Annotated in this window: 22 protein-coding genes, 1 tRNA gene and 1 pseudogene; 7 read left to right on the top strand and 17 right to left on the bottom strand. The window is 68.1% G+C overall.

Features of this window, described 5'->3' with window-relative positions:
• Positions 1 to 47: 47 nt before the first annotated feature.
• From F1642_RS12005 to F1642_RS11990, 4 genes and pseudogenes are all read right to left on the bottom strand, one after another.
• A complete protein-coding gene (locus tag F1642_RS12005) occupies positions 48 to 689 on the bottom strand; it encodes an aminotransferase class IV (protein WP_194886334.1) in 642 nt (213 codons plus the stop codon).
• Positions 650 to 1,780 carry an aminodeoxychorismate synthase component I gene (locus F1642_RS12000; RefSeq protein ID WP_194886333.1) on the bottom strand — a complete coding sequence of 377 codons (1,131 nt, stop codon included), beginning with the start codon at positions 1,778 to 1,780 and terminating at the stop codon, positions 650 to 652. Before F1642_RS12000 ends, F1642_RS12005 begins: the two co-directional genes overlap by 40 nt.
• Positions 1,777 to 5,260 (bottom strand): annotated as a pseudogene (gene mfd / locus F1642_RS11995) (transcription-repair coupling factor). The gene F1642_RS12000 and the pseudogene mfd overlap by 4 nt, the downstream one beginning before the upstream one ends.
• A gap of 40 nt (positions 5,261 to 5,300) precedes the next feature.
• Complete coding sequence (locus F1642_RS11990) at positions 5,301 to 5,873, bottom strand: hypothetical protein (protein WP_046001078.1); 573 nt, start codon at positions 5,871 to 5,873, stop codon at positions 5,301 to 5,303.
• A 94-nt stretch (positions 5,874 to 5,967) separates the two neighbouring features.
• On the opposite strand from F1642_RS11990, the gene hemB reads away from it, so the two are divergent.
• Positions 5,968 to 6,963, top strand: coding sequence for a porphobilinogen synthase (gene hemB, locus F1642_RS11985; protein WP_194886332.1), 996 nt, complete (start codon positions 5,968 to 5,970; stop codon positions 6,961 to 6,963).
• Between the two features lie 70 nt (positions 6,964 to 7,033).
• Positions 7,034 to 7,660, top strand: a complete 627-nt coding sequence (locus tag F1642_RS11980; protein WP_194886331.1) for a YSC84-related protein — start codon at positions 7,034 to 7,036, stop codon at positions 7,658 to 7,660.
• On the opposite strand, the gene F1642_RS11975 is transcribed toward F1642_RS11980, so the two are convergent.
• The 3 genes from F1642_RS11975 to F1642_RS11965 form a co-directional block, all read right to left on the bottom strand.
• The gene (locus tag F1642_RS11975) at positions 7,657 to 8,370 is read right to left on the bottom strand and encodes an intradiol ring-cleavage dioxygenase (protein ID WP_194886330.1); all 714 of its coding nucleotides are present in this window, start codon (positions 8,368 to 8,370) and stop codon (positions 7,657 to 7,659) included. The two genes, F1642_RS11980 and F1642_RS11975, sit on opposite strands and share 4 nt — an antisense overlap.
• Positions 8,371 to 8,436: 66 nt before the next feature.
• Complete coding sequence (locus tag F1642_RS11970) at positions 8,437 to 9,081, bottom strand: GntR family transcriptional regulator (RefSeq protein WP_084693866.1); 645 nt, start codon at positions 9,079 to 9,081, stop codon at positions 8,437 to 8,439.
• A 31-nt stretch (positions 9,082 to 9,112) separates the two neighbouring features.
• Positions 9,113 to 9,808: a M48 family metallopeptidase gene (locus tag F1642_RS11965; RefSeq protein WP_194886329.1), complete on the bottom strand. Its 696-nt coding sequence runs from the start codon at positions 9,806 to 9,808 to the stop codon at positions 9,113 to 9,115.
• A 97-nt stretch (positions 9,809 to 9,905) separates the two neighbouring features.
• On the opposite strand from F1642_RS11965, the gene F1642_RS11960 reads away from it, so the two are divergent.
• Both F1642_RS11960 and F1642_RS11955 read left to right on the top strand, forming a co-directional pair.
• On the top strand, positions 9,906 to 10,223 hold the full coding sequence (locus F1642_RS11960; protein ID WP_045982970.1) for an FYDLN acid domain-containing protein: 318 nt from the start codon (positions 9,906 to 9,908) through the stop codon (positions 10,221 to 10,223).
• A 190-nt stretch (positions 10,224 to 10,413) separates the two neighbouring features.
• Positions 10,414 to 10,489, top strand: a tRNA-Ala gene (locus F1642_RS11955).
• A gap of 54 nt (positions 10,490 to 10,543) precedes the next feature.
• Here F1642_RS11955 and F1642_RS11950 read toward each other — a convergent pair.
• From F1642_RS11950 to F1642_RS11930, 5 genes are all read right to left on the bottom strand, one after another.
• Positions 10,544 to 10,687 carry a hypothetical protein gene (locus tag F1642_RS11950; protein WP_194886328.1) on the bottom strand — a complete coding sequence of 48 codons (144 nt, stop codon included), beginning with the start codon at positions 10,685 to 10,687 and terminating at the stop codon, positions 10,544 to 10,546.
• Positions 10,688 to 10,722: 35 nt separating this feature from the next.
• Entirely contained in the window at positions 10,723 to 12,333 is a 1,611-nt protein-coding gene (locus F1642_RS11945; RefSeq protein WP_194886327.1) for a hypothetical protein, read from the bottom strand.
• A 118-nt stretch (positions 12,334 to 12,451) separates the two neighbouring features.
• Positions 12,452 to 13,582: a glycosyltransferase 61 family protein gene (locus tag F1642_RS11940; RefSeq protein WP_194886326.1), complete on the bottom strand. Its 1,131-nt coding sequence runs from the start codon at positions 13,580 to 13,582 to the stop codon at positions 12,452 to 12,454.
• A 212-nt stretch (positions 13,583 to 13,794) separates the two neighbouring features.
• A complete protein-coding gene (locus tag F1642_RS11935) occupies positions 13,795 to 14,307 on the bottom strand; it encodes a GNAT family N-acetyltransferase (RefSeq protein ID WP_194886325.1) in 513 nt (170 codons plus the stop codon).
• A gap of 119 nt (positions 14,308 to 14,426) precedes the next feature.
• Entirely contained in the window at positions 14,427 to 15,134 is a 708-nt protein-coding gene (locus F1642_RS11930) for a GntR family transcriptional regulator (protein WP_194886324.1), read from the bottom strand.
• A gap of 198 nt (positions 15,135 to 15,332) precedes the next feature.
• Between F1642_RS11930 and F1642_RS11925 the strand changes: the two genes are divergently transcribed.
• Both F1642_RS11925 and F1642_RS11920 read left to right on the top strand, forming a co-directional pair.
• Positions 15,333 to 16,544, top strand: coding sequence for a CaiB/BaiF CoA-transferase family protein (locus F1642_RS11925; RefSeq protein ID WP_194886323.1), 1,212 nt, complete (start codon positions 15,333 to 15,335; stop codon positions 16,542 to 16,544).
• Complete coding sequence (locus F1642_RS11920) at positions 16,541 to 17,431, top strand: hydroxymethylglutaryl-CoA lyase (protein ID WP_194886322.1); 891 nt, start codon at positions 16,541 to 16,543, stop codon at positions 17,429 to 17,431. Before F1642_RS11925 ends, F1642_RS11920 begins: the two co-directional genes overlap by 4 nt.
• A 39-nt stretch (positions 17,432 to 17,470) precedes the next feature.
• Here the strand turns inward: F1642_RS11920 and F1642_RS11915 are convergent, their stop codons facing one another.
• Genes F1642_RS11915 through dctP form a run of 3 tightly spaced genes read right to left on the bottom strand, consistent with a single transcriptional unit; the run spans position 17,471 to position 20,299 of the window.
• Positions 17,471 to 18,739, bottom strand: coding sequence for a TRAP transporter large permease (locus tag F1642_RS11915; protein ID WP_045982975.1), 1,269 nt, complete (start codon positions 18,737 to 18,739; stop codon positions 17,471 to 17,473).
• Positions 18,736 to 19,293, bottom strand: coding sequence for a TRAP transporter small permease (locus F1642_RS11910; protein WP_139598816.1), 558 nt, complete (start codon positions 19,291 to 19,293; stop codon positions 18,736 to 18,738). The genes F1642_RS11915 and F1642_RS11910 overlap by 4 nt, the downstream gene beginning before the upstream one ends.
• A 10-nt stretch (positions 19,294 to 19,303) precedes the next feature.
• Positions 19,304 to 20,299, bottom strand: coding sequence for a TRAP transporter substrate-binding protein DctP (gene dctP, locus F1642_RS11905; protein WP_194886321.1), 996 nt, complete (start codon positions 20,297 to 20,299; stop codon positions 19,304 to 19,306).
• 351 nt (positions 20,300 to 20,650) lie between these two features.
• Between dctP and F1642_RS11900 the strand changes: the two genes are divergently transcribed.
• Positions 20,651 to 20,929, top strand: a complete 279-nt coding sequence (locus F1642_RS11900; protein ID WP_045982978.1) for an SH3 domain-containing protein — start codon at positions 20,651 to 20,653, stop codon at positions 20,927 to 20,929.
• A 6-nt stretch (positions 20,930 to 20,935) separates the two neighbouring features.
• On the opposite strand, the gene F1642_RS11895 is transcribed toward F1642_RS11900, so the two are convergent.
• Positions 20,936 to 21,922: a methylenetetrahydrofolate reductase gene (locus F1642_RS11895; protein WP_194886320.1), complete on the bottom strand. Its 987-nt coding sequence runs from the start codon at positions 21,920 to 21,922 to the stop codon at positions 20,936 to 20,938.
• Positions 21,919 to 22,494, bottom strand: coding sequence for a methylenetetrahydrofolate reductase C-terminal domain-containing protein (locus F1642_RS11890; RefSeq protein WP_194886319.1), 576 nt, complete (start codon positions 22,492 to 22,494; stop codon positions 21,919 to 21,921). Before F1642_RS11890 ends, F1642_RS11895 begins: the two co-directional genes overlap by 4 nt.
• Between the last annotated feature and the right edge of the window lie 17 nt (positions 22,495 to 22,511).

Below are 22,511 nucleotides of genomic sequence, written 5' to 3'. Positions count from 1 at the left end.
CCCCGCGCGGGGCGGGCCCCCTCAATGGGGGTCCGCCCCGCTCCCGATCAAGGTGTAATCAGCCGTGCCGGGATCAAGCCGCGCAAGGCATTGCCGCAGTAAAGCTGGCCCTGCTGCAGATCCGCCACCGTCAGCACGGCCTCCTGTGCCCGACCATCGGCCAGCAGCGTCTCGCGCAGGACGCCCGGCAGCAACCCGCTTCGCGACGGCGGCGTCAGCAGGCGACCATCGCGGCGCAGGAAGATGTTGGTGATCGTGCCCTCGCACGGCTCCCCGTCGGCGTTCCTCAGCAACCCCTCGTCGATGCCGGGGGGCAGCGCCGCGCGGGCGGCGTCATAGATCGGTCGATGCGATGTCTTGATCCGCAACCATGGGTCGCTCGCCTCAAGGCGCATGTCCGACAGGACCACCCGCCAGACCGCCGGGTTCGGCGGCAGCGGTGCATGGGTCAGGGCGACCTGCCCCCCCTGATCCACCGACAGCCGCGCCCGAAGAGCCGCACCACGCGGCAGCCCCGCCAACGCCGCCGTGACGCTGTCTTCGTCCAGCGCGATCCCGGTCGTCGCGCAGCCGCGGCGCAGACGTGCCAGATGGCGCGGCCACAGGGGGATACGGCCGTCTGCCTCGGCGCGCATGGTCTCGAAGACGGTCAGGCCGTCGGGGATCGGCCCAGGAATGCGGCCTTGCACAGTGCTTCCTCCCATTCGGAACCGGCTTGGCTGTCATGCACGATGCCGCCGCCGACATTCAGGCGCAACCGCCCTGGCGTTTCCACCCAAGGCGACCGGATCGCCACGTTGAACCGCATCGGCCCCGCCGGATCGACCCATCCAATGGCCCCGCAATAGACCTCGCGCGCGGCGCCCTCCAGTTCGGCAATGATCTGCATCGACCGGACCTTGGGCGCTCCGGTGATCGACCCGCAAGGAAACAGCGCCGCCAGGATCTGTGCCAGCCCCGCGTCGGGGGCCAGCTGACCCTGCACTGTCGAGACCATCTGATGCACGGTGGCATAGGTCTCGACATGGAACAGCTGCGGGACGCGAACGGTGCCGGGCAGGCAGATGCGGCTGATGTCGTTGCGCAACAGGTCGACGATCATCAGGTTCTCGGCCCGGTTCTTGGCCGATCCATGCAGCGCCTGCGCGGCCTGCGCGTCATTTGCCGGGGTGTCGCCGCGTGCGGCCGTGCCCTTCATCGGGCGGGTGGTGATGCGCCTGTCAGCATCGACTGCAAAGAACAGCTCGGGCGAGCGCGACAGGACGACCGGCCCTCCCAGATCGACAAAGGCCCCCTCGCCCACCGGCTGTCGGGCGGCCAGCGCGGCATAGATCGCCAGGGAATCTCCCTCGACCTCGGCCTGCAGCGGGAATGTCAGGTTGATCTGATAGGTGTCGCCCGATTCGATCAGCCCGTGCACGGCCGCGATGGCCGCGTCATAGCGCGCGCGATCCCACAGGGGGCGCACCGCGCCGATGGCGACGCCGTCAGTCGACGGCAGGGGATCCGCCGGGTGCGGGCCGTCAAAGACCCCCATCAGGATCAGCGGCATCTGCCGGTCCGCAGGCATCAGCCCGGCCAGCCGCGGGATCAGCGCGTGCCCCAGTTCATAGGACAGATACCCCGCCAGCCAGCAACCCCGCTCGGTCGCCGCCTGCATCGCGGCCAGGGCCGGGCCCACGCCCGCCGCGCTGTCCGCCCGGATGATCGCCTTCGGGGCGCGGAACAGCGTGCCGTCGCCCAGGGGCCCGGTGTCGAACCGGATCTGCCCGCCCGTCACGTGGCGGCCTTTTTCGCGGCGGCGCGGCCTTCCTTGATCTTGGCCGCCAGATCGCGTGCCACGGCGAAGGCGCCCTTGATGCGTTCGCCGTCGGTGGCAAAGTCGCGCTTCAGCACGACCTTGTTGTCGGTGACCTTGGCGGTGCCGCGTTCGTCGGACAGGAAATCGACCAGCCCGGCGGGGTTGGGGAACTTGTCCTGATGGAACTGGACCGTGATGCCCTTGGGGCCCACGTCCAGCTTGGCGATATTGGCGCGCTTCGCCATCGCCTTGATGCGGATCACCAGCAGCAGGGTGTTGACCTCGCGCGGCAGCGGGCCGAAGCGGTCGATCAGTTCCGCCGCAAAGCCCTCCAGTTCGACCTTGGTCGTCAGGTCGGCCAGACGTCGGTACAGACCCAGCCGCACGTCCAGATCGGGGATATAGCTGTCGGGAATGGTCACCGGCACGCCCAGGTTCAGCTGCGGCGCCCATTCATCCTCGGGCGTGCCCTCCAGCTCTCCGGATTTCAGCTTGGCGATCGTCTCCTCCAGCATGGCCTGGTACAGCTCGAACCCGACCTCCTTGATGTGGCCCGACTGCTCCTCTCCCAGAAGGTTGCCGGCACCGCGCAGGTCAAGGTCCTGGGATGCCAGGTTGAAGCCTGCGCCCAAGCCGTCGATGTTGCCCAGGAACTTCAGCCGCCGCATCGCCTGCGGCGTCAGCGGCGCACGCGGCTTGGTGGTCAGGTACGCATAGGCCCGCGCCTTGGAACGACCCACGCGACCGCGGATCTGGTACAGCTGCGACAGGCCGAACATGTCGGCGCGCCAGACGATCATCGTGTTCGCGGTTGGGATGTCCAGCCCCGATTCGACGATGGTCGTCGCCAGCAGCACATCGTGGCTGCCGTCGTAGAAGGCGTTCATGCGGCTGTCCAGGTCGCCCGCCGCCAGCTGGCCATGCGCCACAATATAGGACAGCTCGGGCATGTTCTCGGTCAGCCAATGCTCGATCTCGGGCAGGTCGGTCAGGCGGGGCACGACAAAGAACGACTGCCCGCCGCGATACTTCTCGCGCAGCAGCGCCTCGCGGATGGTGACGGTGTCGAATTCGCTGACATAGGTGCGGATCGCCAGGCGGTCGACCGGCGGCGTGCCGATCACCGACAGGTCGCGCACCCCCGTCAACGACAGCTGCAGCGTGCGCGGAATGGGCGTCGCGGTCAGGGTCAGCACATGGATGTCGCTGCGCAGCTCCTTGAGCCGCTCCTTGTGGCCGACGCCGAAATGCTGCTCCTCGTCGATGATGAGCAGGCCCAGGTTCTTGAACCGCACGCCTTTGGCCAGCACTGCATGAGTGCCCACGACGATGTCCACGCTGCCGTCAGACAGGCCGGTGCGGGTGGCCGACGCGTCCTTGGCGCTAACAAAGCGCGACAGCGGGCGGACGGTGATGGCGGTGCCGCGAAACCTTTCGACGAAGCTGCGGTAGTGCTGGCGGGCCAGCAGGGTCGTGGGGGCCACGACGGCGACCTGCATCCCCTGGCTGGCCGCGATGAAGGCCGCGCGCATGGCGACCTCGGTCTTGCCGAACCCCACGTCGCCCACGATCAGGCGGTCCATCGGGCGGCCGATGGCCAGATCGCCGGCCACGTCCTCGATGGCGGACAGCTGGTCGTCGGTCTCGCTATAGGGGAAGCGCGCGGCAAAGGCCTGCCAGTCGTGGTCGTCGGGTTCCAGCACCGGGGCGGGACGCAGCAGGCGTTCGGCGGCGACGCGCATCAGCTTGTCGGCGATCAGCTTGATGCGTTTCCTTCAGCTTGGCCTTGCGGGCCTGCCAGGCTCCGCCGCCAAGCCGGTCCAGCAGGCCCTCCTCGTGGCCGTACCGCGACAGCAGCTCGATGTTCTCGACGGGCACGAACAGCCGGTCGCCGCCTGCATATTCCAGCGCCACGCAGTCATGCGGCACCTTCATCGCCATGATCGTCTCGATGCCGGTGTATCGGCCGATGCCGTGTTCCACATGCACGACCAGATCGCCCGGCGACAGGGTCTGGGTGTCCTTCAGGAAGTTGTCGGCCTTGCGCCGTTTCTTGGCGCCACGGATCAGCCGGTCGCCCAGCACATCCTGTTCCGAGATCACCGCCAGCCGCCCCAAGGCGCTGCCGTCGGCCACGAAACCCTCGTCCAAGGGCCAGACGGTCAGGCCGATGCTGCCCGGCTGGTCCGGCAGGTCGCGGATGTCCGCGATGGGCTTGGCCCCGGCCAGCCCCTCGTCCGTCAGAAGACCAGACAGGCGTTCGCGTGCGCCATCGGAAAAGCTGGCGATGATGACGCGGTGGGTGCGCGCCAGCGCCTTGACGTGATCGGCAAGCGCGCTGAACAGGTTGATCTGCTCGGCCTGGCGTTCGGGGGCAAAGTTGCGCCCCTGCCGGCCGCCCGCGTCCAGCACGCCCGGCCCGGGCGGCTGCTGCAGGACCGACAGGCGCAGCACCCGGTGCGGGGCCAGCCAGGCGTCCCATTCGGCATCTGTCGGAAACATCGCGTCGGGTGGCACGGGCTTATAGACCGTGTCGGCCCGCCCCTTGGCAGCCATCGCGGCGCGACGCGCCTCGAACTGTTCGCGGATCATCGTGCGGCGGGCGTCGATCACCTGGCCGATGTGATCGTCCAGCACCACCGACGCGCCGGGGGCATAGTCGAACAGGCTCTCCATCCGGACGTGAAACCACGGCAGCCAATGTTCCATGCCGGCCGTCTTGCGGCCCGCGCTGACGCTTTCGTACAGCGGATCGCTGGTCCCGCCGCCGTATTCGGTGCGATAGCTTTGCCGGAACCGGGTGATCGAGGGTTCGTCCAGGATGACCTCGGACATCGGCGCCAGCTCGATCCGGTCCAGCTTTTCGGTGGTGCGCTGCGTGTCGGGATCGAACCGCCGCGCGCCGTCCAGCACGTCGCCGAACAGGTCCATGCGGATCGGCCCGGTGGTGCCTGGAGGATAGATGTCGATGATGCCGCCGCGGATCGCGTAATCGCCCGGGTCGGTCACGGTCGCGGTCTGCGCGAACCCCATGCGCACCAGGAACTCGCGCAGGGCGGCCTCGTCGATGCGATCGCCCACGCGTGCGATGAAGGCGGTGCCGCGGACCAGATCGCGGGCCGGTACCCGCTGCAGCACGGCGTTCAGCGTGGTCAGCAGGACGAACGGTCCCTTGATGCGCCCCTGCGCCAGCCCCGCCAGCGTCGCCATGCGCGCGGCCTGAACCTCGGGTGCCGGAGAGATGCGGTCATAGGGCGTCGTGTCCCAGGCCGGAAAATCCAGCACCGGCAGATGCGGTGCCATGAAGGCCAGCGCCTGGCGCATCGCCTCCATGCGGCGGTCGTCGCGGGCCACGTGGATCACGGGCGCGCCACGGTTCTCGGGTCGCGCCGCCTCGCGCGCGATCAGCGCGGCGTCATAGCCTTCGGGCGCACCGGACAGGATCAGCTTGTCGGACATGGATGCTGACCTAAGCGGCTGCGCGGGGAAGTCAAGCCGGTCAGAAGCCCACGGGATGCAGGACCGTCCACAATGCCCCCCACAACGCCGTCACCGCGACCGCGATCATCGACAGGATCGTCACGAAGCGCTTGTGCCAGACCATCGCGCGGGCCGCATCGCCCGCCGCCTGCGACACGGGGGCGCGCCCCTCCTGCGCGGCATGGACCAGCGGCACCAGACGCCGTGCCAGGCGCACCCGCATCCAGAACAGCACCCAGAACGGCAGCAGGAGCAGCGTCAGCGCCTGCGCCATCTCCAGCCAGAAGACGAACCCCAGCACCGCCAGCGAGGTCATCAGGAAGCTGGTGACGCCCAGAAAGGCCGCCCCCTCGCGCGGGCGCAGCTGCCAGCGGGGCAGGATCAGCGACAGCCAGTCCAGCAGCGTGATGACCGCCGGTCCCTGCGCATCGTCGCCCGCCAGCGACGCCCGGGCGCGGGCCAGGACCTCGGTCGGGATGCCCAGCACACTGCGGCCGGCGACCGACCACATGCCGATCAGCACAAGCCAGAACCAGATCGTCGAAAAGGACCGGCTGCCCAGAAGCCCGATCAGGTTGTCGAATTGCGGCACGGGCAGTTCCTTGTCCTTGTCTGCGCGCGACCTTAGAACGGGTTTCAACCAAGGAAAAGCGGCACGGTTGCCCCACCCCAGACAGGAGGCCCCCATGGCCAGTCCCATCATCGCCCCCTTCCCCGCCGGCCGCCTGCGCCGGTTGCGCCGCAACGCCAACATCCGCGCGATGGTGTCGGAACGGAACCTGACCCCCGCCAACCTGATCTGGCCGATCTTCGTGACCGAGGTCGCCGGCGCCGAGGGCGAGATCGCCTCGATGCCCGGGGTCGAACGCCTGACCCTGGACGGCGCGCGCCGGGCGGCGGAACGGGCGGCGCGGCTGAACATCCCCGCGATCTGCATCTTTCCCCATTCCGACCAGGCCAGCCGCACCGACGACTGCGCCCGCGCATGGGATCCCGACAATATCGGCAACCTGGCCATCCGCGCGGTCAAGGAGGAGGTCCCCGACCTGGTCGTGATGACCGACATCGCGCTGGACCCCTATAACGCCAACGGCCATGACGGGCTGGTCCGGGACGGAGAGATCCTGAACGACGAGACCATCGAGGCGCTGGTGCGCATGGCGCTGGTCCAGGCCGATTGCGGCGCGGACATCCTGGGGCCAAGCGACATGATGGACGGGCGCATCGCCGCCCTGCGCACCGCCCTGGAACGCCATGACCACAAGAACGTCGCGATCCTGTCCTATGCGGCGAAATTCGCCAGCGCGTTCTACGGGCCCTTCCGCGACGCGGTGGGTGCGTCGGGCCGGCTGGTGGGCGACAAGAAGACCTATCAGATCAACCCCGCCAACCGCGGCGAGGCGATCCGCTGCGTCGCGCGCGACCTGGCCGAGGGCGCGGACATGGTCATGGTGAAACCCGGCATGCCCTATCTGGACATCTGCCGGGCCGTGAAGGACGAATTCGGCGCGCCCACCTTCGCCTATCAGGTCAGCGGCGAATACGCGATGATCGAGGGGGCGATCCGCAACGGCTGGCTGTCGCGCGACGCGATGGTGGAAAGCCTGCTGGGCTTCCGCCGCGCGGGCTGCGACGGGGTGCTTAGCTACTTTGCGCCGACGGTGGCCGAAATGCTGGCATGACGCCGGTGGCTGGCGTATCTTGCGCGCCAACGGGCCGAGACGAGCCCCGCACCCCGACACGAGGCGACACATGACCCACCCGATCCACCTGTCCCGTCGCAACCTGCTGCTGACCGGGGGCGCGGCCCTGCTGGCTGCCGGCTGCAGCAACGCGGTCGGCAGCGACGCGGCCGCCCAGCTGGATGCGCGCGTCGACCAGACGCACCAGTATCTGGTGACCACCTATCCCGCATCCCAACCCCTGCTGCAGAACGCCCGCGGCGTGCTGTACATGCCCCTGATGACCGAGGCCGCGCTTGGCTTTGGCGGCGCCTATGGCCAGGGCGCGCTGCGGATCGGCGGGCAGACCGTCGACTATTACTCGGCCACCCGCGCCACCGTCGGGCTTCAGGCGGGCGCGCAGCAATACGCGCATGTGCTGATCTTCCAGGACGAACAGGCGCTGACCGCGTTCCGTGCTGCACCGGGCTGGACCGCAGGCGCCGGCGCCTATTACGCGCTGCCGTCGGGCGGCATGGCGGTGGGTGCCGATACGTTCAGCGCCCAGTTCCCGGTCGTGGCGATGATCTTCGGCCAGTCGGGCCTGATCGCCGGTGCGGCGATCGAGGGGACGAAATACACCCGCGTCATCCCCTCGGCCCTGCCCAACGTCCAGTTCGGCAATCTGGGCCTGCCGCCGACGGGCGTGCAGGGCTAGGACCGCGACAACAGCGCCCCGCGGTCATCGGCCAGCCCGATGACCATCGCGGCCTCGAACCCGCCCTCGACCTGCGTGACCTCGGCATAGGCGCCCTGCCCCGCGCGGCGCGCGATGCCGTCCTGATCGTTGAAAATCCGCCCCCGCGTGCTGTCGCGGGCGTAATCGGGCAGCTGGTCGAAGACCGCACGGCTGAAGCGGTCGGGAAAGAAGATCTGACCGGTCAGCAGGTCGCGTTCCCCCAGCAGCACCTTGAAATGCACATGCGCCGTGCGGCCCTGATACCATCCGGGCCAAATGGTGCGGAACGCCGCCCGACCGGCCTGGTTGGTCACCTGCGCGCCGCGCAGGAAGGTCTCTCCGCTCAGGTCGCCCTGCTGCTGGCCGGGATAGCCGCTGTAGTTGCCCTGCGCGTCGCAATGCCAGACATCCACCCGCGCGCCCTGGATGGGCCGGCAGGCCGCATCCACCACCTGCAACCGCAGCGCCAGCGGATAGCCCGCGCGCCCGTCACGGATATCGCTGCGCATCAGGCGCGGATCGAAGTAGAACGGCCCCTGCGTCGTCGCCGGAGTCACCTGGCAGACGTTTGCGGCGATCAGCCGGGCGGCACGGGCATCCTGGGCCAGCGCCTGCCCCACCGCCCCGATGCCCAGCACGGACGGCGCGGCGATGGCCAGGCTTCGCAACAGCTGACGGCGGTCGATCATCGGGCATCTCCTATGGTCGGGATGCCATGATGCCCGGCGGGGCGCGCGGGCAAAGTCACATTGCCGTCAGGCGCCCTCGGTCGAGGTCAGGTGCCGCAGGCCATGCGTCACGTCGGCCCGCACCGCCAGGCGCAGCGCGGGCTCGTCGCCGGCGCGCAGCGCGGCCAGGATCATGCGGTGATGGCGCGGCGGTTCGTTGCGCCGCACACGACCGTAAAGCGCGCGCATCGTCGGTCCCAGCTGCAACCAGATCGTCTCCAGCATGGCCAGCATCGCAGGAGCCTGCGCCCGCAGATACAGCATGCGGTGAAAATCCAGGTTGCAGCGGATATAACCCACGGCATCGTGGCGCTCGACGGCATCCGCGATCCGCCCGTTCATCACCGCCAGACGGTCGATCAGCGCGAAATGCGCCCGTGGCAGGGCGCGGGCCGCCAGTTCGGGCTCGATCAGCGCGCGCAGGGCGGCCAGTTCCTCGATCCGGTCGTCGGACAGGGCCGGTGTGGCCACGCGTCCCGATCCCGACAGCGTCAGCGCGCCTTCGGCGACCAGGCGGCGCACGGCCTCGCGCGCGGGGGTCATCGACAGGTTGTGATCGCGCGCGATGCCGCGCAGCGTCAGCGCCTTGCCCGGCGGCAGTTCCCCCAGCATGATCTGGCTGCGCAGGCTGCGATACAGGCGTTCATGGGCGGTGGGGTCGGTCGGGCTCATGGCCATGATGTGATCACAAATCCGGGCTGCGTCAATCGCGGAACCGCCACAGCATCAGATCGCCCCCCTGCGCGCGCAGCCACGCCCGATGCGGGGCGTGACCGGGCATCAGCGCCTCGACCTGGGCCCAGAACCGGGTCGAATGATCCATATGCGCCAGATGCGCGACCTCATGCGCCGCGACATAGTCCAGCACGGCCGGCGGCGCCATCGCCAGGCGCCACGAGAACATCAGCCGCCCGTCATGGGTGCAGCTGCCCCACCGGGACCGCGTGTCGCGCAGGGCGATGGCGGCATAGGGGCGCCCCAGTGCCTCCGCGAACCGGTCGCAGGCCACCCGCAGGCGCAGCATCGCCAGATGCTTCAGCCAGGCGGCCGCAACGGCGCCCGCCGGGCGTCCTTCGGGGATCAGCAGGCGGTCGTCCTGAACCTGGGCGCGCCGCACCGGCGCCGGTGTCAGGATCAGCGCCCGCCCCTCGACCGGCAGGGCCGCGCCGGGCACCGCCGCCTGTCGCAGGGGCAGCCGGCCCACCGCCGCGCGCAGCCAGTCGCGGCGCGACCGCGCGAAATCCTGCCCCTCGGCCAGGGGTACCCCCACGGGCAGGGTCAGCACCGCGCCCGACCCGTCGCGGGGCACGCGCAGGGTCATCCGCCGTGCGCGCGGCGACCGCCGCAGACGCACCGCCAGCCCCTCTTCGATGATGATCTGCTGATCGCCGCTTGCCATGCCCGCCTTGGCCTGCCAGATAAAGCCTTTGACACCCCTTGGCCTCTGTGGCAGGGGATCACCCGATTTCCCCTAATCGCGGCTGAAGGAGAATACCATGCCCAAAGAGGAATGGGGCACCAAACGCCTGTGCCCGCATTGCGCCACCCGCTTTTACGACCTGAAGGCAGATCCGATGACCTGCCCGGCCTGCGGGAACACGTTCACGGTGACCAGCCTGACCGACGGTCGTGGCAAGACGCTGGTGACCGAGAAGACGGCCGCGGCGAACGATGACGACGAACTGGTCGACGACGAAGAGGATATCGCCGACGACGCGGGCGAGATCGACGACGACCTGCTGGAAGAGGACGACGACGACGGCGACGTGTCGCTGGACGACATCGCCGATGTCGCGGGCGACGAAGAGGAATAAGACCCAAGGCCGCGCCCGAAATGGCGCGGCCTTCTTCGTTGCGGCGCACCAATGCGGAGCGCCGCGCAGGCCAGCCGGGGGAATTTCCGGAAACTGCACGGCACCGCCGATTTTCCGCTTGCACCCCGCCGCGCCCCCTCCTATAGACCCCACACGCGGCGGCGCAGACGCGCTTCGCGGACCTCACGGTGGGGCCATAGCTCAGTTGGTAGAGCGCTTGAATGGCATTCAAGAGGTCAGGGGTTCGATTCCCCTTGGCTCCACCATTAGACTTTTCATGACATTTCAGACAGCTGATCCGACCCGCAAGGCCGGCCTGTCTAGACGTCGATCTCGAAGCCTGGCAGCCAGCGGTGCAGCATCGTCCCCGGCAGGTGAACGGCCGGGCGCGACAGCGTCGTGCGCAACAGGCCGCGGCGGGCCGGATGGGCATTCCCCTCGACCCGCATGTTCTGGCGCTGCATCGCGTAGCGTACGCCGGTAACCGGCCCGTCGATGGTCAGGTGCAGATCATGGCCGTCAAGGGCCAGCGCGGTGATCGTGCCGCCGCCGGTGACCTCGACGCCCAGAAACGCGTCGATGCCCCGGCCGCCATAGGGCGAGGCCTGATGGCCCGCAGGGCTTCGTCCGGGCGCAGGGCAAAGCGCAACGTGATCCGGTCGCCCTGACGCCGTGCGGTCGGGCGCGGGATCGTCCAGCCGCGCCCTGCCATGGTTTCTCGCAGGGCCCATGCCGCCAGCTCTCCCATGATGCGGGAATGATGCAGGTCCGGGTGCACGCGGTCGGACAGGGCCGAGGGATAGATGGGCCCCACCATCACGGCATCGTCGCGCCCGGCCACGAAGGCCAGTTGATCGGCGGCGGCATGGTTCGTGTCGCTGCCGTGATGCGACTGGTCCGACCCCGCGGTCTGCATCAACAGGATCATCTTGCGCGCGGCGGGGTAAAGATCGTCCAGCCGGGCCCGGATGCGGTTCCAGTGCGCCTGCAAGGCGTTCAGATACACACCAGGCGCGGCCTGGCGGTCGGCTTCTCCCTGGATCCAGAAATTGACGACCGTCTCTGGCGCGCTCCCCTCCCGCAGATACGCAAGGTGCGTGCCGTCGATGATCATGTCCATGTTGTGACGGACCAACCCGTCGGGGTCCTCCAACAGCGCGATCGACTGACCGGCGACAGGATTTCCGGAAATGCTGATCGGCGCGAAACGCTGAACGTCCTCTGCCTCATCCCCGTGTCCAACCAGGGCCTGCGCCATTGGCAGGGCCGGCGGAACCGGCTTGGATATCCTGACACGCGTGAACTCGGCCTCAGACAGCGCAACAGGACCGCTGCGCTTCTGCAAGCCCTGCAGCTCAATGATGCGACGCTCGGGCCCGGTGTGGATTCCGCTCAGCATTTGCACATTCAGACGGGCGATGTCAGCCAGCGCAAGCTTGTCGACAGCCGGGACATCGGGACCAAGGGCCAAGGATTGGCCATTGAAATGAATCAGCAACGGTGATCCGCTCACCGCTTCGTCTGCACCGCCCCGGCGGGACGAAAGCCAGTCGCGCAGTGCACCGATCTCGGTTTCGTTCAGAACCTGAAGCGTCAGATCATGAAGTGTCACGGCGGCCTTGGTACCGGCGTGAATCTGTTGAATCTGCAACAGCGGCATTGCATCGAAGGCTGCGGCCTCTTCGATCAGGCCATCGTCATGACAGGTCAGCAGATGGCCGGACGCCGTCAATACAAAGCAGACCGTCCGCCGCGTGTTCAGCTTGCTTGCGAAATCGACCCGGGCGGTTCCGACCCTGGCAACCCAATAGGTTCCCATATCGCGGAACGACAAACTCAGCCCGCTCTGATCGATCAATGACAGCAGGGTGCCGTGCGGAGATGGCTCTTTCTGTGAAAAGCATATTTCGACCAGAATGGCCTCTGCCTGCAGCAACGCCGTCGCAGGCAGGACGCATCGCAGGCTGGTACCCTGGACAATATCGATCCCGTCCGGCCCGGCGGACAGAACCGTGCCGGGCGGATGCGCCCTGAGCGAAAGGTCGCGCTGGCCCCGCAGCGTGACCGCGGCGACCTGACTGTCCGGGGTGTCAGGCAGCGTCAGGACCATGGGCGCGGGCACCGATGCGCCATCTGACCCCGGGGTCGAGCCGTCGGACACGTTGCTGCCGGTCATCGGGCCGGCGACACCCGGCTGGACCTGCCCGATGCCGAGAGATCATGGCCCCTCATGCCGAGGCCTTGGCCGTTCTTCTGGCGTGACGTTCCAGATTTTCGTCCAACGGGTTGAAGGCCTGTCCGTGCAGGTCGGCGATTCGCTGCAGATCCGCGTCGCGCTGGCTGTCGGTCAGTGCCGGCCATGGCGTGTCGCCGCTGATCATGCCCCGGTCGCGCAGCATCCGCCAGGTCCGCGGAAAGTCCATCTCGCCGAACGACCCACGTCCGGGGCGCAGCGCGCCGCCCTGAACCCAGTCGCGTTCCAAAGTGTTGATCTCGAACGCGGTCATGCCGGTGAAGGTCTGCAGCTGGCGCACGAAGCCGGGTGCAAAATCCATGCTGCGCCGGGTCAGGATCGCCACCCGCTGCGCGGCATTGCCGACATAGGCCATCATGTGCAGCGGAGAGCAGTCGACCGTGATGATGTCCCGCGCCGCCTTGTAATGCGCGATCTGGACCGCCGCCGGGTGCTTTTGCGGATGGAACATCTGATAGCCTTCCTGGGCCAGATACCCTTCCAGCAGGCTTTCGGCGATCAGGCCGCCGCGCTGCGCGGGCAGCAGGCTGCGCGAGACATAGATCCGTTCGGGCCCCGCCGGGTCGATCCCCGCGCCGGCATGCGCGCCGACAAAGTCGCGGAACTTGGCGCTGCCGACGGTCAGATCGCCCATGCCGACGCCTTGGCGCGGCACGTGCAGACGCTCGACCCGGGTGGGCGTGGTGACGCAGCGGACCGGCACATCCAGTCCCAGCGAATCCATCAGCGGCCGCAGGGCCTTGAGCATCGGTTCCAGGTTGGCCGAGCTTTGCTTGGGCGTGAACAGCACGCCATCGATCTGGCCCCGCAGCGCGTCCAACGCCCATGCACGGGCAAAGCTTTCGGTGATGAAATGGCCGAAATGGCCGTACAGCGTCCCCCCGAACATCCAGCAGCCGGACAGGGTTTCGACCGTGTCCGGCATGGCGGGGGCGGCATTCACGGGCTCTCGGCTGTTCGACCAGCTGATCGAGTTTTCGACCATCCGCCCGTCGGGTGTCAGAACGCCCGACGCCTGCTGGCGGCCCCGCCCGTCAACGGGCGGTGGCACCAGGATCGCGTCCTGAACAAGAACCAGATCGTCGGGGGCTTCGAGGTCGAACATCGTCAAACGCTCCGATGGCTGCAAATCTTCGGGATGAAATGGTACATGGTGCTTCAACTTAGGAGAGAACGGTACAGGACCGGAACGATCCGGTCCAGCCGCTACGCGCCCCGGCCACGCTCAAATGCAGCAAATACCGTTCGGACGGACGGCATGACCGCGGCAATCCACCCCGGCGGCATTCCCGTCCGGCGCGCCGCGGTGTCGTGGCCCTATCGGGCGGTGGCGCGGCTGAACACGGCGTTCGGATAGGCCTGATCGGCGATCCGGAACGCCGTGGTGCCGACCCTGTCGAACCCGTTCCCTTGATAGAAGGCGATCGCCGGGGCGTTCTCGGCATTCGTGGTCAGCCAGACCGAACCGGCGCCCTTGCCCGCCACGTGATCCAACCCCTGGTGGAGAAGCGCCCGACCCAGACCGCGGCCTTGGTGCCGCGGCTGGACATAGAGGGTGGATATCTCGGTCGTGGAGCAGCCAGCGACGGGCGCCGCCTTTCCACTGCTGATGCGGATGAACGCGTCCGGCCCGTCGTCGTTCTGAGAGACGATGACATGTTCGTCCGGGTCGCCGATCACCGCGGCCAGCCTTGCGGGGGTGAACTGTGTCAGGGCGTAGGTGGCAAAAGCGTCGCTGACGCCGCGACGGATGTATGTGCCCAGCCAGACCTCGATCGAGATGGCGGCAAGCATCGGGGCATCGGAAGGTTCGGCAAGGCGAAATCTCATGCCATCGCCTTTGATCGGGACGTTGCGTGCGGGCCCGCCGGCAACCAGTTCATGTGCCGCAAATCCGGCGGGATACCGGCACCGCAGATGGCCGCGTTCCGATGGTTGGTCGGGTGCGATCAGTCATGGCCGCCAGCCTGGAACAGGCTTTCGGCGGACGCGTCCGGGGCGGGATCGCTGTCCATCGTATCCTCGGCGGACAGGATGTGGACCTGCATCATGCGTTCGGCCCAGTGCGGCTTGCCGGCGGCGATGGCGGCGGCGATCTCCAGGTGATGCTGGGCCGAACGGCGCCGCTGCTGGGGCGTGAAGCGGCGGAAGGTGCGCGTGACCAGCGCCACGTCGACCGTCGCGCGGATCAGGTGCATCAGCCTGGGGGACTGCGTCGCCTCGGCAATCAGCGCGTGGAACCGGGCGTTTTCCTGGTCGATGCCGGCGATCAGGGCCTCGCTGTCCTCGGTGACCTGCGCCAGCGCCTGCATGCGGTGGGCGGAGGCGGTCAGCGCCTCGATCTGGGCGGGCGTCGCGCGTTCGGCGGCCTTGGCGGCGGCATAGGATTCCAGCCGCAACCGCAGTTCGAAGATCTCGCGGACCTCGTCGGCGTCGGGGACCACGCACCACAGCCCCTGCCCCTTGCGACGCTCTAGCAGTCCCTCCAGCAGCAGCCGCTTGATCGCCTCGCGGATGGGCGTGCGCGAGATGCCCAGGTCCTCGGCCAGCCCGACCTCGGTCACCTTGCGGTCGGACGGCAGGCGTCGCTCCAGGATCGCCTGACGCAGTTCGCGATAGGCCCGCCTGGACGCACTTTCCGCTGATTCCGGCTGCATCTCGAACCCTTCCGCCACGTGCTGCTGGGGTGAAGTTCATCATCTGGTCGGGGGCATTACAATCCCCGGCAATGAGTGCAGGAAAGCCGGCATGCTTCACTGGAACCATAGAAAATCGATCTTCAGTCATAAAAAATGGATACAAATTTTAGGCTGCGCGGATTAAACCCGTCATGAACGCATCAGGGAGGGATGGCGATGACAGGGAAAGCACCGTTCGGGCCGCTGCAGGGCCTGCGGGTCGTCGAGATGGGGCAGCTTTTGGCGGGACCGTTCGTCGGCAGCCGCTGCGCCGATTTCGGGGCCGAGGTCATCAAGGTCGAGGCGCCGGGCAGCGGCGATCCCATCCGCAGCTGGGGCCGCCTGCAGCACGAGGGCAAGACGCTGTGGTGGCCGATCATGGCACGCAACAAGAAATCCGTCTCGATCAACCTGCGTGCCGCCGAGGGGCAGGAGCTGGCGCGGTCGCTGATCGCGCAGGCCGATGTCCTGATCGAGAACTTCAAGCCCGGCACCCTGGAACGGTGGGGCATGAGCCCGGAGCAGCTGCACGCCCTGAACCCCGGGCTGGTGATCGTGCGGGTCTCGGGCTTTGGCCAGACCGGCCCCTATGCGGCGCGACCCGGCTTTGCGTCGGTGGGCGAGGCGATGTCGGGGCTGCGCTATATCAACGGCTATCCGGACATGCCGCCGCCGCGCTATGGCATCTCGCTTGGTGATACGCTGACGGCGCTGTTCGCGTTCGAGGGGATGATGATGGCACTGTATCACCGTGACCGGAACGGCGGGCGCGGCCAGGTGGTGGACGCGGCCATCACCGAAAGCTGCTTTGCGATGCTGGAAAGCACGGTCACGGAATATTCCAAGGCCGGAGAGGTCCGCCAGCCGTCCGGCACCGGGCTTGCCAAGATCGCGCCGTCGAACATCTATCCGGCCAGGGACGGGACCTATGTGGTGATCGCGGCCAATGTGGATGCGATGTTCCGCCGTCTGACGCAGGCGATGGGCCAGCCGCATCTGGCGGACGATCCGCGCTTCGTGACCCATATCGCGCGGGGCGAGAACGCGGAGCTGCTGGATTCGATGATCGCGACCTGGTCCGCGTCGCTGGACGTGGCCGACCTGACCGCGCGGCTGGAACAGTTCGGTGTGGTCTTCGGCCCGATCAACTCGATCGCCGAGGTGGTCCAGGACCCGCATTTCCGCGAACGCGGCATGGTGCGTGACTATCACGACGACGATTTCGGCACGATCACCGTTCCCGGCGTCTTCCCGGTCCTGTCCGAGACGCCCGGCGACATCGCCTGGCTGGGCCCGCAGGAGGTGGGCGCGCACAACGCCGAGATCTATGCCCGGATCGGCCTTGGCGAGGAGACGATCGAGGATCTCAAGGCGCGGGGCGTGATATGAGCGTCACGATCTGCGAGGTCGGCCCACGCGACGGGCTGCAGAACCTGCCGCGCCTGTTCTCGGTCCAGGAGCGGGCGCATCTGATCGCCGAACTGGCAGCCGCGGGGCTGCGCCAGATCGAGGCGGTCAGCATGGTGAACCCGGCCCGCGTCCCGCAGATGGCGGATGCCGAGGCGGTGCTGGAGGCGCTGCCGCCCCTGCCGGCGGTCCAGCTGTCGGCCCTGGTCCTGAACCGCAGGGGGGCCGAACGGGCCCTGGCGACCGGGGTGCGCGAACTGCGCTTTGCGGTCGTCGCGTCGGACACGTTCTGCCGGCGCAACCAGAACATGGGCAGCGACGACAGCCTGGCGGCCTTTGCCGCCGTGGCGCCGATGGTCGGCCAGGCCGGGCGGCAGCTGACCGGCGTGATCGCCACCGCCTATGGCTGCCCATTCGAGGGAGAGATCGCGCCCGCGCGGATCGCGCAGATGGCAGAGGCGCTGCGCGGGGCGGGTGCCGACCGGATCGTGCTGGCCGACACGATCGGCGTCGCCGCCCCCCGCGACATCGCGCGGGTCCATGACGCCTGCCGCGACGCGCTGGACGGCATTGCCTGGGGCGTGCACCTGCACAACACGCGCAACACCGGCTATGCCAACCTGATGACGGCGCTGGAACGCGGCGCCGGCATCATCGATGCGTCCATCGGGGGGCTTGGCGGCTGTCCCTTCGCGCCCCGCGCCACCGGCAACATCGCGACCGAGGACGTGCATTACCTGCTGCACCGCGAGGGGATCGACACCGGCCTGGATCACGACCGGCTGGCTCTGCTGGTGGAGTGGCTGGCCGAACGCGTGCCGGACAAGATCACCGGCCAGCTGGCCCGCGCGGGCTGGTTCGGCGTCTGACCTGCATCGACGCCCGGCCGTCCGGCCGGGCGTCGATCACTACAGTCCCGGTATCGCCAGGACGATCTGCGGGAACAGCGCGATCAGGAACACCGACCCCAGCATGATCGCGACAAACGGCAGCGCGCCCTTGGCCACCACCGACAATGGCGCACGGTCTAGCGACTGGATCACGAACAGGTTCAGCCCGACCGGCGGGGTGATCAGCGCGACCTCGATCAGCAGCACGAAGAAGATGCCGAACCAGATCGGATCGATGCCAAGCGCGATCACCGTCGGCATCAGCACCGGCACCATGATCAGCAGCATCGACATGCTTTCCAGGAAGAAGCCGATGAAGATCAGCATGACCGCGATCAGCAGCAGCGCCAGCGTCGCCGTGTTGAAGTAGTCCTCGAACAGCCAGGCCAGTTGCGCGGGCAGCTGATAGAGGGTGATCGCCTGGCCGAAGATCTTGGCGCCGATGACGATCAGGAAGATGACCGTCGTCGTCTTGACCGTGTCGCGCACCGCGCCCAGGAACACCGCGCGGCTAAGCCGTCCGCCCGCCGCCAGGATCAGCAACGCGACGGATGCGCCGATGCCCGAGGCCTCGGTCGGGGTGAAGATCCCGCCATAGATGCCGCCCAGGATCGTGCCCGCCAGCAGCAGCGTCGGCAGGGCGCGCCGCGTCGCGGCCAGGCGTTCGGGCCAAGTCGCGCGCGGCATCGCCTGATGGGTGCCCTGAATCGCCGATGCGATGACCACATAGACGCCGAACAGCACGATCAGCAGGATGCCCGGACCGACGCCGGCCAGAAACAGCTGGCCGATGCTTTGTTCGGTGATCGCGCCGTAGATGATCAGCGGGACCGAGGGCGGGATGATGATCCCCAGCGTGCCGCCGGCGGCCATCAGGCCCAATGTCAGGCTGCGCGAATAGCCGCGCTTGACCATCTCGGGGATGGCGACGGTGCCGACGGTCGCGGCGGTGGTGATCGAGCTGCCCGAAATGGCCGAGAAGACCCCGCAGGACAGCAGCGCCGCGATGCCCAGGCCGCCGGGCCAATGCCCGACCCAGCTCTGCATCGCGACGAACAGGTCGCGCCCGATCCCCCCGCGCAGCAGCAGGTTCGACATCAGCAGGAACAGCGGGATGGCCAGCAGCACGAAATCGTTGATGCCGCCGAACAGTGTGCTGGCCACCATCGACAGCGGCAGCCCGTCGATGGCCAGCAGGCCCGCACCCAGGATGCCCAGCGTGAAGGCCACCGGAATGCCGGTCATCAGTAGCGCCAGAAGCGCGCCGAAGATCAGGAACGGGGTCATCGTCCGGCCTCCCCAGGGGCGTTGTGCGACAGCTCCTGTTCGGCGCTGCTGGCAAAATCGGGGGCGGGACGGCCCGGCAGCCGGATCAGGTCCGCCAGCGCCTGCAAGGCCAGGATCGCAAAGCCAAGGACGATCGGCAGTTCGGCGATCCAGGTCGGCATCCGCAGCATCGAGGGCTGGCGCCGCCCGAAGGCGATCGAATCCAGCATCGACCCCGTGGCGACCCACAGAACAAAGATCGAGAACCCCAGGATCGCCACAAGGCTCAGCGCCTCGGCCGCCTTGCGGCCTGCGGGGGGTAGTTGCCCGATGACGGCGGTGATGCGGATCATGTGCCCGTCGCGCAGGCAATAGCCCATCGCCAGGAAGGTCAGCCAGATCATCACTGTGGTCGCGACGTCCGATGTCCAATGCGTGGGGGCGCGAAAGACATAGCGCGCCACCACCTCATAGGTCAGCAGCATCGTCATGGCGACGATGCCCACCTCGGACAGGCGCGCCGCGATCAGCGACAGCCCGTCCGCCAGGCGCAGCGCGCCACGGGATGCAGTCATGCCCCTGCCCTCAGCGCAGCGCGTCCAGCGCCGTCAGAAGCTGGTCTCCCGCCTCGCCCGCCTCCTGGCGGAACTGCTCGACCGCGGGGCGAGTGGCCTCCTGCCAGACGGCGATCTGCTCGGGCGTCAGTTCGGTGACGGTCGCATGGCCATTCTCGGCCAGCCACTGCGCGGCCTCGACATTCTCGGCCTCGGTCTCGGCGCGCATCTTCTCCTCGGCGCGGATGGCGGCCTCGGTCATCCAGGCCTGCTCCTGTTCGGACATGCTGTCCCACAGGGCCGGGTTGATGACCGCGATAAATTCGGCCAGGCCGTGGCTGGTCATGGTGACATGATCCATCACCTCATAAAGCGCGCGCGACTTGACCGCGGTGGTCCCGCTCATTCCGATATCGACCAGGCCGCGCTGATAGGCCACGAACTGCTCGGCGCCGCCGACAACCACCGCCGATCCGCCCACGGCCTCGATCAGATCGCCCGTCGGCTTGCCGGTCGCACGCACCATCTTGCCGCGCATGTCATCCGGAGAGACGACCGGCGCGCCCTTGGACAGCATCTGCACGGGACCGTAATCCTGCCACCACAGTACCTTGGACCCGGCCTCCAGCAGCAGGTTGTCAAAGGTCGTGCGGAACGCGCCCTCACGGTCGGCGGCGCGCGCCAGGATCTGATAGTCCGGGAACATGAACGCGACCGAGAAGATGCCGGCCGCCGGGACGGACCCCGCATATTCGTCGGCCAGCACGATGCCCATGTCGATCGCGCCGCTGGAGATCGCCTGCGGCACCTCCTGCCCCTTGAACAGCGACGCGCTGTCAAAGACGCGCACGGTCATCTCGCCGCCGGAAATCTCGTTCAGCTGCTCGGCGAAATAATGGGTGTTCGCGCCGACGGGGTGGTTGGCACCGACCTGGACGGTCATGCGCAAGGTCCGCTCGGCCGACGCATCCCCGGCCATCAGGCACATCGCGCCGCTCATGACGGCAGCCGCTATCGCGTGTTTCATCACTTCCTCCCTGATATTCCCGGCCCCTCGCCGTGATCCGGCCGCTCCTCCCCGAGCGCCGGCGCCTTCAGATAATGCATACAATATTTTTGCTGTAAAGCGGCGCAGACGATCTGGTATCGCCGTTCAACGTGCAGAAAGGGCATCGACGAATAATAGTATCGGCCACCCAACTCGCCTTGCACACAATTTTTAGCGGGGGTTCTTCCTTGACCAATGGCCCCAATGCTTTGGGCAACGCCACCTTTCCGGCATCCAAAGCAGCGTCAATCGACCGCGACCGGTGCGAACCCGATTGCCGTCATGGGCGCGATGGTGTCGTATCGGCGGCGAAACGATCAGGGACCTACAATGCGACCATATCTTGCCGCCTTTCTTGCGCTCATGACGGTCACGGCCTGCGCGGTCGGCTCCGGCGCGGTTGTGCAGGGTGCCGGCCCCGACGACCTTCTCAAGCTGCGCGAGGGGCCGGGGCTGAACCACAGGATCATCATCGGCCTGCCCGACGGCACGCGCCTGACGCGGCAGAACTGCGTGACCACCGACGGTAAGGTCTGGTGCAGGGTGATGCTTGCCGACCGGCCCAGCGTCTCGGGCTATGTGGCGGCAGAATACCTGGCGCATCGCTGACGGCGGTCAGTCCGCCGGGCGCCCCTCGCGCACGCCGGACTGGGCGATGATCTCGGACACCAGGTGCTCCCGGCGATAAGCCATGACATGCACGCCGCTGACACCCGCAATCGCGCGGATCTGCTGGATCAGCTCGATGCACAGGCGCTTGCCCTCCTCGCCGGGATCGGCGGCCCGCTCCATCCGGGCGATCACCGCGTCCGGGATATGGACGCCGGGAACGTTGCTGCGCATCCAGCGCGCGGCCCTCGCCGAGGCCAACGGGCCGACCCCGGCCAGGATGAACACCCGCCGGTCCAGGCCCAGGTCGCGCACCCGCGCCATGAAGCGCGCGAAGGTCGGGACGTCGAAGATATAGTTCGTCTGGATGAAGTCCGCGCCCGCCTCGACCTTCTTGGCCAGGCGGTCGGGACGCCAGTCCAACGGCGCGATGCAGGGGTTCTCGGCCGCGCCCAGGAACATGCGCGGCGGGCTGGTGATGCGGCGGCCCGACAGGAACATGCCATCGTCGCGCATCGTCCGGATGGTGCGCAGCAGCGAGATCGAATCCAGATCGAAGACCGGCCGCGCACCGGGCTGATCGCCCACCCCCACCCCGTCGCCGGTCAGGCACAGCACGTTGCGCACGCCCATCGCCGCCGCCCCCAGCACGTCCCCCTGGATCGCGATGCGGTTCCGGTCGCGGCAGGATATCTGATAGACCGTCCCGATCCCCGCCCGCGTCAGCAGGGCCGAGATGCCGATCGACGACATGTGGCAGTTGGCCCCCGACGCATCCGTCGCGTTGATCGCGTCGGCGACTCGGGCCAGCGGGCGCGCGGCGGCAAAGACATCCGCGGGGTCTGCGCTGTCGGGCGGGTTCAGTTCGGCGGTGACCGCGAAATGACCCTGGCGCAGCACGCGCTCCAACCGGCTGCCCGACACGTGGCCGGGGGGCGGCGGGTCATAGGACGGCTGCCAGCGGTCGAAATCGACGGGCGGGAGGTCGGTCATCGGCGCGGCCCACGGTCGGCCGGTCGTGGCTCGACCGCCAGGGGCGCGGCCGCCGGTTCATGGGCGCGGGCCTGCGGAAAGGCGCGGGCGATGGTGCCGCGGGGGGCGTCGGGCGGCCCGGCCGGGTGCGCCGCCTTTTCGCGCGCAACGCGCAGCCAGGACGACGACCCCTGCAGGCTGCGGTCCACGGGCGGCTGGACGTCGCCGATCCGCGCGCCGTCGCGCATTCGGGCGGCCCCCTCCCAGGCCATCACCCAGACACAGCGCATCTGCGGATCGACCTCGCAGAAGCCGCCGGGGCGCACGCCGCCGCAGGGACCGTTCCGCAATGTCTTGGGGCAGTTCATCGGGCAGGACATGCCGGTCGAGGACAGCACGCATTGCCCGCACATCCGACAGTCGAACAGCAGGCCCTTGGTCAACCGCTCGACCGCGGCGACGGGGCGTTCCAGCCGGTGATACCCGATGCGCCGGAACAGCGGGTCCAAGGCGACCAGAGCGGCCTCGAACCGGACATAGACCCATTCGAAGGCGCGGGCATGACGGACGACAAGACGGCGAAGGCGGTACATGCTATCCGCCCCGCCGC

The organism is Paracoccus sp. NBH48 (assembly GCF_015390265.1).
Taxonomy (GTDB): Bacteria; Pseudomonadota; Alphaproteobacteria; order Rhodobacterales; family Rhodobacteraceae; genus Paracoccus; species Paracoccus marcusii.
Note: the sequence above shows the minus strand (reverse complement) of the source record. Positions and strands in the feature narration are given on the sequence as shown.

Coding starts and splice junctions, on each gene's coding strand:
- hemB (WP_194886332.1), top strand. CDS start 5,968: ATGGCCAGTCCCATCATCGCCCCCTTCCCCGCCGGCCGCCTGCGCCGG.
- F1642_RS11980 (WP_194886331.1), top strand. CDS start 7,034: ATGACCCACCCGATCCACCTGTCCCGTCGCAACCTGCTGCTGACCGGG.
- F1642_RS11975 (WP_194886330.1), bottom strand. CDS start 8,370: ATGATCGACCGCCGTCAGCTGTTGCGAAGCCTGGCCATCGCCGCGCCG.
- F1642_RS11970 (WP_084693866.1), bottom strand. CDS start 9,081: ATGAGCCCGACCGACCCCACCGCCCATGAACGCCTGTATCGCAGCCTG.
- F1642_RS11965 (WP_194886329.1), bottom strand. CDS start 9,808: ATGGCAAGCGGCGATCAGCAGATCATCATCGAAGAGGGGCTGGCGGTG.
- F1642_RS11960 (WP_045982970.1), top strand. CDS start 9,906: ATGCCCAAAGAGGAATGGGGCACCAAACGCCTGTGCCCGCATTGCGCC.
- F1642_RS11950 (WP_194886328.1), bottom strand. CDS start 10,687: ATGCAGCGCCAGAACATGCGGGTCGAGGGGAATGCCCATCCGGCCCGC.
- F1642_RS11945 (WP_194886327.1), bottom strand. CDS start 12,333: ATGGTCCTGACGCTGCCTGACACCCCGGACAGTCAGGTCGCCGCGGTC.
- F1642_RS11940 (WP_194886326.1), bottom strand. CDS start 13,582: ATGTTCGACCTCGAAGCCCCCGACGATCTGGTTCTTGTTCAGGACGCG.
- F1642_RS11935 (WP_194886325.1), bottom strand. CDS start 14,307: ATGAGATTTCGCCTTGCCGAACCTTCCGATGCCCCGATGCTTGCCGCC.
- F1642_RS11930 (WP_194886324.1), bottom strand. CDS start 15,134: ATGCAGCCGGAATCAGCGGAAAGTGCGTCCAGGCGGGCCTATCGCGAA.
- F1642_RS11925 (WP_194886323.1), top strand. CDS start 15,333: ATGACAGGGAAAGCACCGTTCGGGCCGCTGCAGGGCCTGCGGGTCGTC.
- F1642_RS11920 (WP_194886322.1), top strand. CDS start 16,541: ATGAGCGTCACGATCTGCGAGGTCGGCCCACGCGACGGGCTGCAGAAC.
- F1642_RS11915 (WP_045982975.1), bottom strand. CDS start 18,739: ATGACCCCGTTCCTGATCTTCGGCGCGCTTCTGGCGCTACTGATGACC.
- F1642_RS11910 (WP_139598816.1), bottom strand. CDS start 19,293: ATGACTGCATCCCGTGGCGCGCTGCGCCTGGCGGACGGGCTGTCGCTG.
- dctP (WP_194886321.1), bottom strand. CDS start 20,299: ATGAAACACGCGATAGCGGCTGCCGTCATGAGCGGCGCGATGTGCCTG.
- F1642_RS11900 (WP_045982978.1), top strand. CDS start 20,651: ATGCGACCATATCTTGCCGCCTTTCTTGCGCTCATGACGGTCACGGCC.
- F1642_RS11895 (WP_194886320.1), bottom strand. CDS start 21,922: ATGACCGACCTCCCGCCCGTCGATTTCGACCGCTGGCAGCCGTCCTAT.
- F1642_RS11890 (WP_194886319.1), bottom strand. CDS start 22,494: ATGTACCGCCTTCGCCGTCTTGTCGTCCGTCATGCCCGCGCCTTCGAA.